The sequence below is a fragment of the Mesorhizobium sp. BE184 genome, from assembly GCF_031457045.1.
Classification (GTDB): Bacteria; Pseudomonadota; Alphaproteobacteria; order Rhizobiales; family Rhizobiaceae; genus Mesorhizobium.
The window spans coordinates 740,293-753,999 of the sequence record NZ_JAVDVU010000002.1 but is presented as its reverse complement, the minus strand read 5'-3'; the positions used below and the strand labels follow the sequence as shown (position 1 = coordinate 753,999).

15 protein-coding genes, 1 tRNA gene and 1 pseudogene are annotated in these 13,707 nt (G+C 62.9%); 10 read left to right on the top strand and 7 right to left on the bottom strand.

Going from position 1 to position 13,707, the window contains the following annotated elements; all coding sequences use genetic code 11:
• Window positions 1-39 precede the first annotated feature (39 nt).
• Window positions 40-684: a LemA family protein gene (locus tag J2X35_RS11765; protein ID WP_056113542.1), complete on the bottom strand. Its 645-nt coding sequence runs from the start codon at window positions 682-684 to the stop codon at window positions 40-42.
• A gap of 138 nt (window positions 685-822) precedes the next feature.
• Between J2X35_RS11765 and J2X35_RS11760 the strand changes: the two genes are divergently transcribed.
• The 6 genes from J2X35_RS11760 (at window position 823) to J2X35_RS11735 (ending at window position 6,071) form a co-directional block, all read left to right on the top strand.
• Window positions 823-1,071, top strand: a complete 249-nt coding sequence (locus J2X35_RS11760; protein WP_310185548.1) for a hypothetical protein — start codon at window positions 823-825, stop codon at window positions 1,069-1,071.
• Between the two features lie 9 nt (window positions 1,072-1,080).
• Window positions 1,081-1,965: a pyridoxal kinase PdxY gene (pdxY, locus tag J2X35_RS11755; protein ID WP_310185546.1), complete on the top strand. Its 885-nt coding sequence runs from the start codon at window positions 1,081-1,083 to the stop codon at window positions 1,963-1,965.
• 9 nt (window positions 1,966-1,974) lie between these two features.
• Window positions 1,975-2,742, top strand: a complete 768-nt coding sequence (locus J2X35_RS11750; protein WP_310185544.1) for a DUF429 domain-containing protein — start codon at window positions 1,975-1,977, stop codon at window positions 2,740-2,742.
• Between the two features lie 93 nt (window positions 2,743-2,835).
• The gene (locus J2X35_RS11745; RefSeq protein ID WP_056113552.1) at window positions 2,836-3,480 is read left to right on the top strand and encodes a carbonic anhydrase; all 645 of its coding nucleotides are present in this window, start codon (window positions 2,836-2,838) and stop codon (window positions 3,478-3,480) included.
• A gap of 78 nt (window positions 3,481-3,558) precedes the next feature.
• Complete coding sequence (locus J2X35_RS11740) at window positions 3,559-3,936, top strand: nuclear transport factor 2 family protein (RefSeq protein WP_310185541.1); 378 nt, start codon at window positions 3,559-3,561, stop codon at window positions 3,934-3,936.
• Window positions 3,937-4,022: 86 nt separating this feature from the next.
• A complete protein-coding gene (locus J2X35_RS11735) occupies window positions 4,023-6,071 on the top strand; it encodes a M3 family metallopeptidase (RefSeq protein ID WP_310185540.1) in 2,049 nt (682 codons plus the stop codon).
• Between the two features lie 61 nt (window positions 6,072-6,132).
• Here J2X35_RS11735 and J2X35_RS11730 read toward each other — a convergent pair whose 3' ends face one another.
• Window positions 6,133-6,855, bottom strand: a complete 723-nt coding sequence (locus tag J2X35_RS11730; RefSeq protein WP_056113562.1) for a beta-ketoacyl-ACP reductase — start codon at window positions 6,853-6,855, stop codon at window positions 6,133-6,135.
• Window positions 6,856-6,956: 101 nt separating this feature from the next.
• A complete protein-coding gene (locus J2X35_RS11725) occupies window positions 6,957-8,144 on the bottom strand; it encodes an acetyl-CoA C-acetyltransferase (RefSeq protein ID WP_310185539.1) in 1,188 nt (395 codons plus the stop codon).
• A 262-nt stretch (window positions 8,145-8,406) separates the two neighbouring features.
• Here J2X35_RS11725 and phaR point away from each other — a divergent pair, with 262 nt between their 5' ends.
• Window positions 8,407-9,009 (top strand): polyhydroxyalkanoate synthesis repressor PhaR, encoded by a 603-nt coding sequence (phaR, locus tag J2X35_RS11720; RefSeq protein ID WP_056113568.1) that lies wholly within the window; start codon window positions 8,407-8,409, stop codon window positions 9,007-9,009.
• A gap of 39 nt (window positions 9,010-9,048) precedes the next feature.
• Here the strand turns inward: phaR and J2X35_RS11715 are convergent.
• Window positions 9,049-9,376, bottom strand: a pseudogene (locus J2X35_RS11715) (AMP-binding enzyme); the annotation flags it as partial.
• Window positions 9,377-9,662: 286 nt separating this feature from the next.
• On the opposite strand from J2X35_RS11715, the gene J2X35_RS11710 reads away from it, so the two are divergent.
• On the top strand, window positions 9,663-10,721 hold the full coding sequence (locus J2X35_RS11710) for a dipeptidase (protein ID WP_310185538.1): 1,059 nt from the start codon (window positions 9,663-9,665) through the stop codon (window positions 10,719-10,721).
• A gap of 46 nt (window positions 10,722-10,767) precedes the next feature.
• Here J2X35_RS11710 and J2X35_RS11705 read toward each other — a convergent pair whose 3' ends face one another.
• From J2X35_RS11705 to J2X35_RS11695, 3 genes are all read right to left on the bottom strand, one after another.
• The gene (locus J2X35_RS11705) at window positions 10,768-11,004 is read right to left on the bottom strand and encodes a DUF2934 domain-containing protein (RefSeq protein ID WP_310185536.1); all 237 of its coding nucleotides are present in this window, start codon (window positions 11,002-11,004) and stop codon (window positions 10,768-10,770) included.
• A gap of 254 nt (window positions 11,005-11,258) precedes the next feature.
• Entirely contained in the window at window positions 11,259-12,053 is a 795-nt protein-coding gene (locus tag J2X35_RS11700) for a hypothetical protein (protein ID WP_310185534.1), read from the bottom strand.
• A gap of 209 nt (window positions 12,054-12,262) precedes the next feature.
• Window positions 12,263-12,352 (bottom strand) — tRNA-Ser (locus tag J2X35_RS11695).
• A 282-nt stretch (window positions 12,353-12,634) separates the two neighbouring features.
• On the opposite strand from J2X35_RS11695, the gene J2X35_RS11690 reads away from it, so the two are divergent.
• Entirely contained in the window at window positions 12,635-13,300 is a 666-nt protein-coding gene (locus J2X35_RS11690; RefSeq protein ID WP_056113582.1) for a 50S ribosomal protein L21, read from the top strand.
• Between the two features lie 94 nt (window positions 13,301-13,394).
• A complete protein-coding gene (gene rpmA / locus J2X35_RS11685; protein ID WP_056113584.1) occupies window positions 13,395-13,664 on the top strand; it encodes a 50S ribosomal protein L27 in 270 nt (89 codons plus the stop codon).
• Window positions 13,665-13,707 lie beyond the last annotated feature (43 nt).

The window sequence follows — 13,707 nt, the reverse complement described above, 5'->3', positions numbered from 1 at the left end:
AAGCTATCCGGCATGGCTGTCACGGATGCACGCGAATACTCAACCGCCCTGCTTGGCGCCGGTGCCGAAATCGACCTTCGGCGTCTCCATCTTGTCCTGCTCGATCGTGAAGGTCTGGAACGGCTGGTTGCCGCGGAACCACAGCGTCGCCCAGATCACCGAGGGGAAGGTCCGCAGGGTCAGATTGTAGTCGCGGACCGCCTGGATGTAGTCGCGGCGCGCAACGGCGATGCGGTTCTCGGTGCCTTCGAGCTGCGCCTGCAGCGCAAGGAAGTTCTGGTTGGCCTTGAGGTCGGGATAGTTCTCGGTGATGGCGAGCAGGCGCGACAGCGCGCTGGTCAGGCCGGATTGGCTGTCCTGGAACTTTTTGAAGGCCTCGGGGTCCGAAAGTGTCTCCGGCGTCACCGTCACCTGCGTTGCCTTGGCGCGCGCTTCGACCACGGCCTGTAGAGTGTCCTGCTCATGCGACGCGTATCCCTTCACCGTCTCGACGAGATTGGGAATGAGATCGGCGCGGCGCTGATACTGGTTCAGCACTTCGCTCCAGGCCGCCTTGGCGTTTTCCTCGGCGGTCGGAATGGTGTTGTAGCCGCAACCGGCGAGCAGCGGCAGCAGAACCGCCAGTGTCAGGAACGACAAAAGACTGCGAAGCGACGGAAGCGAAGAATGACGCGCGGCGAGCATGACTGTTTTCCTCGTGGACTGTAGTGCGAAGCTTTAGCACAAACCACGCGCAAGGAAATGACCCCCGTTGCATCCGGTAGAGCCCACGTGACAGACGCCTGCAACCCTCTACACTGGTTCTTTCAAGGAGGATTCGTGATGGCTGGACGCAGCGACGATGAACGGGAATCGCGCCGCATTCTCGAGCGCATTCAGCGCGAGACCGATCCTGCCGGCTCGCTTCTGGGCAAGGCGGCGAAGGGTGCGCACAATCATGTCGCCGCCGCCGATGTCGACCCTGCCGACAAAATAGAATATTGGGGAACGCGCATTGGCAGAGCCCTCGGACTCCTGCTCGCGGTCGCCATGCTGGCGTGGCTGGTCTATTTTATTTTCAACCGGGGATAAGGCTTGAGAATGAGCGCCGAAACCACCGACGCCCCGCGCGCCGTCATTGTTGTTTCCAGTCATGTTGCGCGCGGATCGGTCGGCAACCGCGCTGCCGTTTTCGCCCTGGAATGTCTCGGTTTTCCGGTATGGGCGGTACCCACTGTGATCCTGCCATGGCACCCCGGACATGGGCGGGCGACAAGGATCGTTCCGCCGGCGGAACAATTTACCGCGTTGATGGCCGACCTTGAACGCGCGCCATGGCTGGGTGAAGTCGGCGCGGTGCTTTCGGGTTACCTCGGCGACGCATCCCAGGCCGACGCCGTGGCGGGTCTGGTCCGGGCAGTGAAGACGAGGAACCCTGCATCCCTCTATATCTGCGATCCGGTCCTCGGAGATTCCGACGGACTTTATGTCCCCGAGCCAACGGCGATCGCGCTCCGCGACAGACTGATTCCGCTCGCCGATATTGCGACGCCGAACCGCTACGAACTTGAATGGCTGACGGGTCTGGAACTGCCGGATCTGAAATCCACCATCGCCGCCGCGCTTCACGCCGGACCACCGACGATGCTGGTCACGTCGGCGCAGTCGATGATGGCTGGCGGCACCGGCAATCTGCTGCTCGATTCCAGCCATGCGCTGCTTGCCGAACACCGGGTGATCGCGCGGCCGCCCAACGGGCTGGGTGACCTGACCGCCGCAATCTACCTGGCGCGTATCATGTCGGGCCAACCGCCGGCCAAGGCGCTGCAAACCACCACCGCCGCCGTGTACGAAATTCTCGCCCGCACCGCCAAGCGCGGCGGCGACGAACTGCAGCTTGAAACGGACGCTCAAAGCCTCTCGCATCCCATGGCCATGGTTCAACTCCGCCATCTGCTGCATCCAGGCCGCAACAAGCTGGCTTAGACTGGCGGGATGGGCATGGCTCCAACGCTGGCTGGTGTGGATGGCTGCAAGGCCGGATGGATAATGGTACGCCATGAAGGCGACGATCCTCCCACGACTGCCGTGTTTCCCGTCTTCGCCGAATTGATCGCGACGCTGCCGGATGACGCCATCGTCGCGGTCGACATGCCGATCGGTCTTCCGGAAACCTGCGGACGCAGCGGGCGTGGACCCGAAATTCTGGTGCGCCCGCTTCTCGGCGCGCGGCAGTCGAGCGTCTTTGCCATTCCATCGCGCGCGGCAATCTACGCTGAGGCAGATGCCTTCACGGACATCGAAACCTGGTATGCCGCGCATCGGCGAGCAAGCCTCGTCGCCAGGGCGACCTCCGACCCGCCGCGCGGCGTATCCATTCAGGCTTTCGGTTTGTTCGCCAGGATCCGTGAGATCGACGCCCTGCTGATCGCCCGGCCGGACCTGCGGACCCGCATCTTCGAGTCCCACCCGGAAGTTGCGTTCTGGCGGCTCAATGGCGGCAGGGCGATGCAGTTGCCGAAGAAAATCAAAGGCGCCGTCAATCCTTCGGGGATGGAAGAGCGCAAGGCGCTGCTTGGCCGTTGTGGCTATGATCGCGCCTTTCTCGACATGCCGCCGCCACGTGGAGCTGGGACCGATGACTTCCTCGACGCCACGGCGATGACTGCGATAGCGCGGCGCATCGCCGATGGCGACGCCGTCTCCTTTCCGGATCCGCCCATGAAGGACGGCCTTGGCGTTCCAATCGCCATCTGGGCGTGAGCACGGCTCGATGGTGTCGTCACCGCTTGTCCGGATCAAGGCCTGCACGATTCAGGATTGATCGGCACGCACTTTTCGCCTTAATAGCCGCCGATGCCTCATTTGCCCGAACACCTCCTCACCGGCTACCGCAATTTCATAACCGGTCGCTATGTCACGGAAGGCAGCCGCTACCGGTCGCTGGCCCGCGAGGGACAGACGCCGGAAAGCATGATCATTGCCTGCTGCGATTCCCGTTCGGCGCCCGAAGTCATCTTCGACGCCGGGCCGGGCGAATTGTTCGTCGTCCGCAATGTGGCCAACCTCGTGCCGCCCTACGCACCCGATGGCGAGTTCCATTCCACTTCAGCTGCCCTCGAATTCGCGGTCCAGGTCCTCAAGGTCAAGAACATCGTCGTCATGGGCCATGGCCGCTGCGGCGGCATAAAGGCGGCGCTCGATCCGGCTTCATCCCCGCTGTCGCCCGGTGACTTCATCGGCAAATGGATGAGCCTGATCGGCCCGGCTGCCGAAACCGTTTCGGCATCGACGATGATGACAGCCGGCGAGCGTCATACCGCGCTCGAGCGTATCTCCATCCGCTATTCGATCGCCAATCTGCGGACGTTTCCCTGCATCTCGATCCTGGAAGGCAAGGGCCGGCTGGCGCTTCACGGCGCCTGGTTCGACATCTCCACCGGCGAATTGTGGGCAATGAACACGCAGACCGGCGATTTCGAAAAGCCCGAAATCGACTGACATCTTCTGTTCGGCGTCGAACCGTCATAGGCTGCGGCGAGGGCTCCCGCGCTGCCGCGCCTCCTTTACCTGTCGATCGTGCTGCTTGCGGCAGCAGGTCCGGTACGCGCGGATGACGCGGCGGTCATCGGTAAATGGTATGGCGCCCTGCTCACGGCCGATCGCGCGGTCCTTTCCGAGCTTCTTGCCGAGAACGCCCGTATCCGGCTCGACGATCTCGGCATCGAGCAGAGCAAGGACGAATTCATCGCTTCGATGGATGCGTGGGAAGGCGCGGTCGCGGGCGCTGCGATACGGCACAGGATAGACAGCCAAGAGGCTGGCGTCACGACCGTGACCGCATGCTACGACTTTCCAGCCAACGACATCATGATGCAGGAAACGTTCACCATCGAAGGCTACCACGTCGCCGCCAGCACCCAGGCGACGGTCGCCGAAAACTGCGACAGCTTCTGATCGGTGAGGTTGCCGAGCGCGGCGCATCATCCTACATCGGTTGCGGCCCGCGATTGCCAAGCCCTGTCACCTGAAAGTCCTTCCCAATGTCCAAATCTCCCGACCTCGCCTCGCATCCGCTGACCGCATGGAACGGCCCGCTCGGCCTTCCCGATTTCGAACGGATAGACGATGGCGATTTCGGTCCGGTTTTCGACATGGCCTTGAGAGCGCATGAGGCCGAGATCGAGCAGATCGCCAACAGCAAGGACAAGGCGACCGTCGAAAACACGCTGGCGGCGCTGGAACTCGGCGGCGAGGCGCTGGACCGCGTCTCCGCGATCTTCTGGTGCCGTGCCGGCGCGCACACCAATGAGACGATCCGGGCGCTGGAACGCGAAATCGCGCCGAAGATGTCACGGCATTTCTCCGCCATTTCCATGAACGAGGCGCTGTTTGCCCGCATTGACGACCTGTATCAGCGCCGCGCCAGTCTCGGCCTCGACCCCGAAACCCTGCGTGTCCTTGAAAAGACCTGGAAGGGCTTCGTCCGGTCGGGCGCCAGACTGGATGCCGAGGGCAAGAAGCGGCTGGCGGCGATCAACGAGGAGCTTTCTTCGCTCGGCACGACATTCGGCCAGAACCTGCTGGCCGACGAGAGCGAATGGGCGCTGTACCTCGACGAGGCCGACCTTGCCGGGGTGCCTGACTTCCTGAAAAGTGCCATGGCCGAGGCGGCCGAACTGCGCGGCCAGAAGGGCCGCTATGCGGTGACGCTGTCGCGGTCGATCTACGAGCCGTTTTCGTGTTTCTCGGAGCGGCGCGATCTGCGCGAGGCCGCCTGGCGCGCCTTCACCATGCGCGGCCAGAATGGCGGCGCCACCGACAACACCGCGGTCGTCCGCGATATGCTGGAACGTCGCGCGGAGAAGGCCAAGCTCTTGGGCTATGAAAGCTACGCGGCGCTGAAACTCGACGACACCATGGCGAAGACGCCGAAAGCAGTCCACGCGCTGCTCGATCCCGTGTGGGAAAAGGCGCTCGAGAAGGCCCGTGGCGACCAGACGCAGATGGAAAAGCTGGCAGCCGACGCCGGCAGCAACGAAAAGTTTTCGGCCTGGGACTGGCGCTACTACCAGGAAAAACTGCGGGCGCAGAAATTTGCCTTCGATGACGCCGAACTGAAGCCCTATCTGCAGCTCGACCGGATCATCGACGCCTGCTTCGATGTGGCTCACCGGTTGTTCGGCATTACGATCAAGGAAAAGAAGGGCATCCCGCTCTGGCATCCGGACGCCCGCGCCTTCGTCGTCAGGAATGCCGACGGCTCCGAGCGCGGGCTTTTCCTGGCGGACTATTTCGCCCGGCCCTCGAAACGGTCCGGCGCCTGGATGAGTTCGCTGCGATCCGGCTACAGGCTGGGACACGGCTCCACGCCGATCATCTACAACATCATGAATTTCGCCAAGCCGCCGGCCGGTGAGAAGGCGCTGCTCTCGGTCGACGAGGCGCGGACGCTGTTCCACGAATTCGGCCACGCCTTGCATGGGATGCTGACAGACGTCACCTGGCCTTCCGTTGCCGGCACCTCGGTCAGCCGCGATTTCGTCGAGTTGCCGTCACAGCTCTACGAACATTGGCTGACGGTTCCGGCGGTGCTGGAAAAGCACGCGCTGCACGTCAAGACAGGCAAGCCGATGCCGAAGGAACTCCTCGACAAGATGCTGGCGGCGCGCACCTTCGATGCCGGCTTCCTGACCGTGGAATTCACTTCGTCGGCGCTTATGGACATGGCCTACCACGCCAGGGCCGATGCCCCGGCCGAGCCGCTCGCCTTCGAGGCCGAGACTTTGCGCGAACTCGCCATGCCCGACACCATCGCCATGCGCCACCGCACCCCGCAATTCGGCCATGTCTTCGCCGGCGACGGCTATTCGGCCGGTTACTATTCCTACATGTGGTCGGAGGTGCTGGATGCCGATGCATTCTCGGCCTTCGAGGAAACCGGCGATCCGTTCAACCCGATGCTGGCCGAGAGGCTGCGCAAGAATATCTACGCAGCCGGCGGCTCGAAGGACCCCGAAGAACTGTACAAGGCGTTCCGCGGCAAGATGCCCTCGCCCGAGGCGATGCTGGTCAAGCGCGGTCTGGTTTAGCCTTTTTGATCTGACGATCACGCGAAACGGGCCGGGAAAGGCCCGTTTTAAATCAATCTGCCTACGTAAAATATTGCCCGCCGTTGGCGGTGAGCGTCGAACCGGTGATGAAACCAGCTTCCTCGGAAGCGAGGAACACGACGCAGCGTGCGATTTCCTCGGGCTCGCCGAGGCGGCCTATCGGAATCTGGGCGATGATGGATTCGCGCACCTTGTCCGGCACCGCCATCACCATGTCGGTGGCGATGTAGCCGGGGCAGATGACGTTGACGGTAATGCCGGCGCGCGCGCCTTCCTGCGCCAACGCCTTGGTGAAGCCGATGTCGCCGGCCTTGGAAGCCGAATAGTTCGCCTGCCCCATCTGACCCTTCTGGCCGTTGATCGAGGAGATGGTGATGACACGACCGAACTTGCGGTCGCGCATGCCGCTCCACAGCGGATGGGTCATGTTGAACACGCCGGTGAGGTTGGTGTCGATCACCTCTTTCCACTGCTGCGGCGTCATCTTGTGGAACATCGCGTCGCGGGTGATGCCGGCATTGTTGACCAGCACGGAGACCTGACCGAGATCCGCCTCGACCCGGCTGATGCCGGCGGCGCATGCCTCATAGTCGGCGACAGACCATTTGTAGGTCTTGATGCCGGTCTCGGCGGTGAATTTCTGCGCCGCCTCGTCATTGCCGGCATAGTTCGCCGCAACGGAATAGCCGGCATTTTTAAGCGCGACCGAGATCGCGGCGCCGATGCCGCGCGACCCGCCCGTGACGATTGCTACCTTGGACATGAGTTCTCCCTCCCTCGTGGTAAGTCGGCAGTTGGCAATCGGCAATGGGCAGTCGTTTTCCGTTCTTTTCCGACTGCCGACTGCCTAATTCCGACTGCCGTTCAGTTCATCGCTTCCACACACATCGCCACGCCCATACCGCCGCCGATGCACAGCGTGGCGAGGCCCTTCTTCGCGCCGCGCCGCTTCATCTCATGCACCAGCGTGTTGAAGACGCGGGCGCCGGAGGCGCCGATCGGGTGGCCGATGGCGATTGCCCCGCCATTGACGTTGACGATATCGGGGTTCCAGCCCATGTCCTTGTTGACGGCGCAAGCCTGCGCGGCGAAGGCCTCGTTGGCTTCGACCAGATCGAGGTCGCCCACTGACCAGCCCGCCTTTTCCAGCGCCTTGCGCGAGGCGGGGATCGGCCCGGTCCCCATGATCGCCGGATCGACGCCCGCCGTCGCCCACGAGGCTATGCGCACCAGCGGGGTGATGCCGCGCCGCACCGCCTCGGCTTCCGTCATCAGCAGGGCGCCGGCGGCGCCGTCATTGATGCCGGAGGCGTTGCCGGCTGTCACCGTGCCGTCCTTGTCGAAGGCGGGCTTCAGCTTGGTCATGGCATCGATGGTTGCGCCATGGCGGATATATTCGTCCTGGTCGATGACCGTATCGCCCTTCCTGCCCTTGAGTGTCACGGCGACGATCTCGTCCTTGAACCGTCCGGCCTTCTGCGCCGCCTCCGCCTTGTTCTGCGAGGCAAGCGCGAACGCGTCCTGATCGTCGCGGGTGATCTGGAACTGCCTGGCGACATTCTCGGCGGTGTTGCTCATGTGATAGCCGTTGAAGGCATCCCACAGCCCGTCCTTGATCATCGTGTCGATCAACTTGGTGTCGCCCATCTTGATCCCGGCGCGCAGGTGCTGGGCATGCGGCGACAGCGACATGGATTCCTGCCCGCCGGCGACGATCATCCTGGCGTCGCCCGCTGCGATCTGCTGCATGCCAAGCGCGATGGCCCGCAGGCCCGAGCCACAGACCTGGTTGAGGCTCCAGGCGGTGGTCTCCTTGGGCAGTCCGGCGTTCATCGATGCCTGGCGCGCCGGGTTCTGGCCCTGCGCGGCCGTCAGCACCTGGCCGAGAATGACTTCGTCCACTTCATGCGGCTCGACCCCGGCCCGCGCCAGAAGCTCGCGGATCACCACCGCGCCGAGTTCATGGGCCGGTGTCGCGGCGAACGACCCGTTGAAAGAGCCGACGGGCGTTCGCGCGGCACTGGCTACGACGATGGCGTTGGAAGCGGGCATATTCTTCTCCAGACTTCTGTCAGTTTCTCGGACTTAACGAGACTTTGCCCGTTCCTGCCCGGCTGTCAAACCGGAAATGGAAGCCGTCCGGCGCCGGCGAGCCGGCCCCGGAAAATGCTGCGCGGCATTTCGCAGCGCAGAAAACGTTGGAAAAATCCCGCACTGCACAAACCGCTTGGAATTGTGACGGCTTTGCGCATATCCTTTCCTGGATCGTTATATTAGCGACGGCTTACGCGCCGGTGTCCGGGGGAGGATTATGATGGCTGCGAAAGACGAACCGGTGGTGATCAAGAAATACGCCAACCGGCGTCTCTACAACACCGGGACCAGCACTTACGTCACCCTCGAAGACCTGGCCGAAATGGTCAAGAAGGGCGAGGAGTTCACCGTCCAGGACGCCAAGACCGGCGACGACATCACCCATCCGGTGCTGACGCAGATCATTTTCGAGCTGGAGAACAAGGAAGGGCAGAACATGCTGCCGATCCCGTTCCTCCGCCAGCTCATCGCCTTCTACGGCGACCAGATGCAGATGATCGTGCCGAGTTTCCTCGAGCAGTCGATGGTCGCCTTCTCCAAGGAGCAGGAGCGGTTTCGCGAGCAGATGAAGTCGGCCATCGGCAAGACGCCGATGGACATGATGAAGATGGCGACGCCGATGAAGGCGCTGGAAGAACAGACGCGCCGCAATGTCGAGATGTTCCAGAACGCCATGCGCATGTTCACGCCGTTTCCACCGGCCGGGAACACCAATGCCGCGCCCGATGCGCAGGAGCCGGAAGCGCCGGGGAAGGCCGACGATCTTCAGGAGCTGAAAGAGCAGATCGCCGCCATGCAGAAGAAACTGGACAAGATGTCCTGATGCCTGCGGGGCTGGCCTAGCCAGAACGACCAGCCCGGCCTACGCGAAAACGCCCTTGTAGCGTTCCCTGGCAGGTTCTTCTGCACCTTGCCCATCGTGTTGCGGGGCAGTTCATCGATGACGAAGATGCGCGCGGCTGCTTGAAGCGGGCGAGCTGGTCGCGGATGGCGGCGAGTAGCGCCTCCTCTTCCACTTGATTATCCCGACGCGCCTTGACGACGCCGACCACCGCCTCGCCGAGATCGGCATGCGGGATGCCGACCACCGCCGATTCCTCGACGCCCGGCAGAGCATCGAGGAGCAGTTCCACCTCTTTCGGATAGATGTTGTAGCCGCCCGAGATGATCAGGTCCTTGGCCCGGCCGACAGTGCGTTGGCAAAGCGTGCGGTCATGCGGATGAACTGCGCATGGCTGGGCTCGCGCCCGTCCTTCAGCGCCAGGAACGCGCCTCGTACTGTTCATGGGGACGGAAAAGCGCGTCGTAAAGTGTATTGGCCATATTGGTGTTCCCGATTACTGCGCCTTTCAGCACCGAAGCGCGCCAGCCAACAAGCCCAATCGCTGTTCTAGCCTTTGCAGAGCGAGGCATACCCGCCTAGGTTAGCGTAAAATCCTGCGACTCAGCGGCAGCCTTGAAGACTGAAAGCCAATAATGTCAGACCAAAAACGGGTTCCCGTCTTCGACGGCCACAACGATACGCTGCTTAAGCTTTACGCAAACTCGCAAGCCGACAAGGTCGGGCTTTTCGTCGATGGCGCGCCGGCCAGCTGGCACATCGACCTGCCGCGGGCACGCAAGGGCGGCCTGGCCGGCGGCATGTTTGCGATCTTCCCGCCGCCGCTGGAACAGCGCCGGGCCACGGCTTCCAGCGCGCTCAGCGTCGATGAACCCCTGCCGCCGGAACTGCCGCTGGAAGCGGCGCGCGGCTTTACCTTCGCCATGGCCGCCATCCTGCTCGAACTGGACCGGGCAGGGGCGCTCAAAATCTGCCGCAGCGCCGCTGAGGTAAGCGCCGCGATGCACAACGATATGATGGCGGCGATCTTCCATATCGAAGGCGCGGAGGCGATCGACCCCAGGCTGGATGCGCTGGAAGTGCTGCACGCCGCCGGCCTGCGCTCGCTCGGCATCGTCTGGAGCCGGCCTAACGCCTTCGGCCAGGGCGTCCCCTTCCGCTATCCTTCCTCGCCCGATACCGGCGACGGGCTGACGGACGCCGGCAAGGCGCTGGTCAAGGCCTGCAACGAATTGAAAATCCTGATCGACCTGTCGCATCTCAATGAAAAGGGTTTCCGCGATGTGGCGGCGCTGACGGATGCGCCACTGGTGGCGACGCATTCCAACGTCCATGCCATCTGCGCCCATGCCCGCAATCTGACCGACTGGCAGCTCGGCGCGATCCGGGACACCGGCGGCATGGTCGGGCTGAACTTCGCCACCGGCTTCCTCAACCCGAAAGGTCCCGGCGCTGGCGGGGCAAACATCGAGATGATGGTGCGCCACATCGATGCCCTGCTGGAAGCGCTGGGCGAGGATGGTGTCGGCCTGGGCTCGGATTTCGATGGCGCCCCGATCCCGCCGGAGATCGGCGACGCCGCCGGCCTGCCGCGGCTGATCGAGGCGTTCGCCAAGCACGGCTACGGCACTGCTCTGATCGAAAAGATCGCCTGGAAGAACTGGGTGAGCATGCTGGAGCGCACGATAGGGTAGTCCGTCCTCGAGGCGGCCTGTCGTTTTTGTGTCCGCGCTGTCGGCGTCAGCCTTTGCGCGGTTTCGCCGCCTTAGCTGAAGCCGCGGATTTGCCTGCAGGCTTCGTAGCCGCCTTTGCCCGTGCCGGCGACTTTTTGGAAGAAGCGATGGACTTCGTCTTTTCGGCATCGATCTCGGTCGCGGCCTGGTGCCAGTGGCGTTCGTGGGCTCCGTCGGGCCTGCCTTCATTTTCCCAGATCGCATGAGCGCGTTTGCGGATACGATCCTGCTTGTCGTCGATCATGGAACAACACCTCTCCGTTCAATGCAGAAATGCGATGACTGACAAAGGGGTTCCGGCGCGCCGCCGAAATGTTCGGCCGCGCCGGCTTGCCCTGATGTTGTAGCATGAACGGGGGCAACCATGAATGGCTGCAGCGGCGCCGGACCCGTGACAGGTTCAGCACAAGGATTGGAGTAGCGGGCGGAGAGCGACGAACCGGAATGAGACTCAAATCTACGTTCGTCGCCCTCCCTATGTCCGAGAACGCGGCTTTCCTAGGCGGCCGGTTGCTCTCCCCGTGCGGTCCGGACCCATTGTTCGATGTCGGCAAGGTTTGCGGGCACCGGCAGCCCGCACTGGGCAAGTTCAGTGTCCAGCTTGAGGGTAATGCCCAGCTTGCCCTGCGCCAAAGCGTCGGCGATGGGGCCGTTCGAAAGCTGGGTCTTGGCATTCTGAAGATCCGACGCCCCCTCGCACAGGTGGACGACGTTACCGCCTGCGCTCCACCACACATGGTCCTCGCCGACGAGTTGTGTCACCACCTGGGACTCGACGACTGCCTGTTCCTGCGACAACGGCTTGAAGTCGATGCCGAGCGCGACCGCCGCGAGCGCGACGACAATGCCGGCAGCGCCTGCTATCCCCTTCTGCTGCTGGTTCATATCCTTGTTGGTGAAGATCAGGATGATCAGCGGCAGGAAAGCCAGAAGCGCAATAAAGGCTCCGAGCTGGTTCTGAATGAAGAACCTCACAGGCTCGTTCCTGGAAGCGGGATCGTGACGATTCGCGCTCTTCCAAAGCTGCGAGCCGATGATCGCGAGTAAGCCAATGACGGCGATGAACCCGAGAAGTGTCCACCACCGCCACTGCGGAAAGCCATGACTGGCGGCCAATTCGTCGAACGACGGCCGCAGCAGCCAGAAGATGGCGACCAATTCGAGTGCAATCGCGACCGCCCACAGCACCAAGGCGATGATCCGCGAACGCGTCGCCTGTGCCTTGGCCGCCGGGGCGGGCGTGAAAATCGGCGCCGAGGCCGGCTCGGCGGTTTCTTTGGTTGTCCTGGCCATGAATCCCTCTCTTCTGCTTGACGCTATTGACCGGCTGCGGAGTCTCCACCGAAGCGATCAGTCATCTCTACAATATTGGCGTCAGGGATGCGACAGCTAGCAGATGAAGGATGGAGTTCGAACTCGGAGCCAAGCCGACGACTGTCCGCTGGCCGGTCAGGCCGAGCATGGGAGCCGTGATCGAAGCGAACTGGTAGCGATAAGGAAACTGGCGGAGAGGGAGGGATTCGAACCCCCGATGGGCTTGCACCCATGCCGCATTTCGAGTGCGGTGCATTCGACCACTCTGCCACCTCTCCGGGGTCGCGGGTCCGCCGTTGCCGGCGCGGCGACTAGATAACGACTGCAAGGCTGGGACACAAGGCCTAATCTGGGCCCAATCTGCCGTTCCGGATCGCCGAACGGGTGCCTTGCCTTGACTCGGGCATGACCTTCGGTTAGGGACGGCGCGCAATCGGCGTGGGAAGCTTTCCGCGCCGCTTGTTTATTGAACCCGCAGACTGACAAAAAGACGGCCGGACCGCCCTGCTCCCCGTGAGACCAGCGATCCGCAAGGCCGACCGAACAGCGAAAGGCAAAAAATGTTCGCAGTCATCAAAACGGGCGGCAAGCAGTATCGCGTTGCCGCCAACGATCTCCTGAAGATCGAAAAAGTCGAAGGCCAGGTCGGCGATATCGTCGAAATCGGCCAGGTTCTGGCGCATGGCGAAGGCGACAACGTCACCTTTGGCGCGCCCTTCGTCAGCGGCGCGCTTGTCACCGCCGAAGTCGTCGAGCAGGGCAAGAATCGCACCGTCATCGCTTTCAAGAAGCGCCGCCGGCAGAATTCCCGCCGCAAGATCGGCCACCGCCAGCTTCTGACCACCGTGCGTATCTCCGAGATCCTGCTGGATGGCGCCAAGCCGTCGAAGAAGGCGGCGGCGAAGCCGGAAGCCAAGGCCGAGGCGAAGGCCGAGAAGACCGAAGCCGCCCCGAAGAAGGCAAAGGCCGCGGAAGCTGACGACAGCACCAAGGCCGCCGCCGCGGCGCCGCTGTTCAAGGCGCCGAAGGGCAAGGGCGACGATCTCACGGTCATCAAGGGCATCGGCCCGGTTGCCGCCAAGGATCTGAACGAGCAGGGTATCACCACTTTCGCCCAGCTTGCCAAGCTCACCGACGCCGACGCCGAGAAGATCGACGCGTCGATGCCGTTCAGCACCGACCAGATCAAGGATTGGCGCGAACAGGCCAGGGAACTGGCAAAATAATTTGTCAGCAACCCTGACCGACCGGACTTGAAACGGAACGCGAACGCGTTCATAAGCATCGCAGGCGCCCGAAGGGGCGCAAAGGAGCAATAAGATGGCACACAAGAAAGCTGGCGGTTCGTCGCGCAACGGTCGCGATTCCGAATCCAAGCGCCTTGGCGTGAAGAAGTTCGGCGGCGAAGCTGTTCGCGCCGGCAACATTATCGTGCGTCAACGCGGCACCAAGTGGCATCCGGGCACCAATGTCGGGCTTGGCAAGGACCACACCATTTTCGCGCTTGAAGCCGGCGCAGTCGCCTTTTCGAAGAAAGCCAACGGCCGAACCTACGTATCGGTCAACCCGATGCAGAAGGCCGCGGAGTAGCCGGTTCCGCACTACAACACCGGCGCCCCATCTCGGGAACCGG

What these genes read in the sequence shown, in the direction of transcription:
- J2X35_RS11745 (WP_056113552.1), top strand. Translation starts at nt 2,836, where the DNA reads ATGCCTCATTTGCCCGAACACCTCCTCACCGGCTACCGCAATTTCATA.
- J2X35_RS11705 (WP_310185536.1), bottom strand. Translation starts at nt 11,004, where the DNA reads ATGATCGACGACAAGCAGGATCGTATCCGCAAACGCGCTCATGCGATC.
- J2X35_RS11735 (WP_310185540.1), top strand. Translation starts at nt 4,023, where the DNA reads ATGTCCAAATCTCCCGACCTCGCCTCGCATCCGCTGACCGCATGGAAC.
- pdxY (WP_310185546.1), top strand. Translation starts at nt 1,081, where the DNA reads ATGAGCGCCGAAACCACCGACGCCCCGCGCGCCGTCATTGTTGTTTCC.
- J2X35_RS11760 (WP_310185548.1), top strand. Translation starts at nt 823, where the DNA reads ATGGCTGGACGCAGCGACGATGAACGGGAATCGCGCCGCATTCTCGAG.
- J2X35_RS11725 (WP_310185539.1), bottom strand. Translation starts at nt 8,144, where the DNA reads ATGCCCGCTTCCAACGCCATCGTCGTAGCCAGTGCCGCGCGAACGCCC.
- rpmA (WP_056113584.1), top strand. Translation starts at nt 13,395, where the DNA reads ATGGCACACAAGAAAGCTGGCGGTTCGTCGCGCAACGGTCGCGATTCC.
- J2X35_RS11690 (WP_056113582.1), top strand. Translation starts at nt 12,635, where the DNA reads ATGTTCGCAGTCATCAAAACGGGCGGCAAGCAGTATCGCGTTGCCGCC.
- J2X35_RS11765 (WP_056113542.1), bottom strand. Translation starts at nt 684, where the DNA reads ATGCTCGCCGCGCGTCATTCTTCGCTTCCGTCGCTTCGCAGTCTTTTG.
- J2X35_RS11730 (WP_056113562.1), bottom strand. Translation starts at nt 6,855, where the DNA reads ATGTCCAAGGTAGCAATCGTCACGGGCGGGTCGCGCGGCATCGGCGCC.
- J2X35_RS11750 (WP_310185544.1), top strand. Translation starts at nt 1,975, where the DNA reads ATGGGCATGGCTCCAACGCTGGCTGGTGTGGATGGCTGCAAGGCCGGA.
- phaR (WP_056113568.1), top strand. Translation starts at nt 8,407, where the DNA reads ATGGCTGCGAAAGACGAACCGGTGGTGATCAAGAAATACGCCAACCGG.
- J2X35_RS11710 (WP_310185538.1), top strand. Translation starts at nt 9,663, where the DNA reads ATGTCAGACCAAAAACGGGTTCCCGTCTTCGACGGCCACAACGATACG.
- J2X35_RS11700 (WP_310185534.1), bottom strand. Translation starts at nt 12,053, where the DNA reads ATGGCCAGGACAACCAAAGAAACCGCCGAGCCGGCCTCGGCGCCGATT.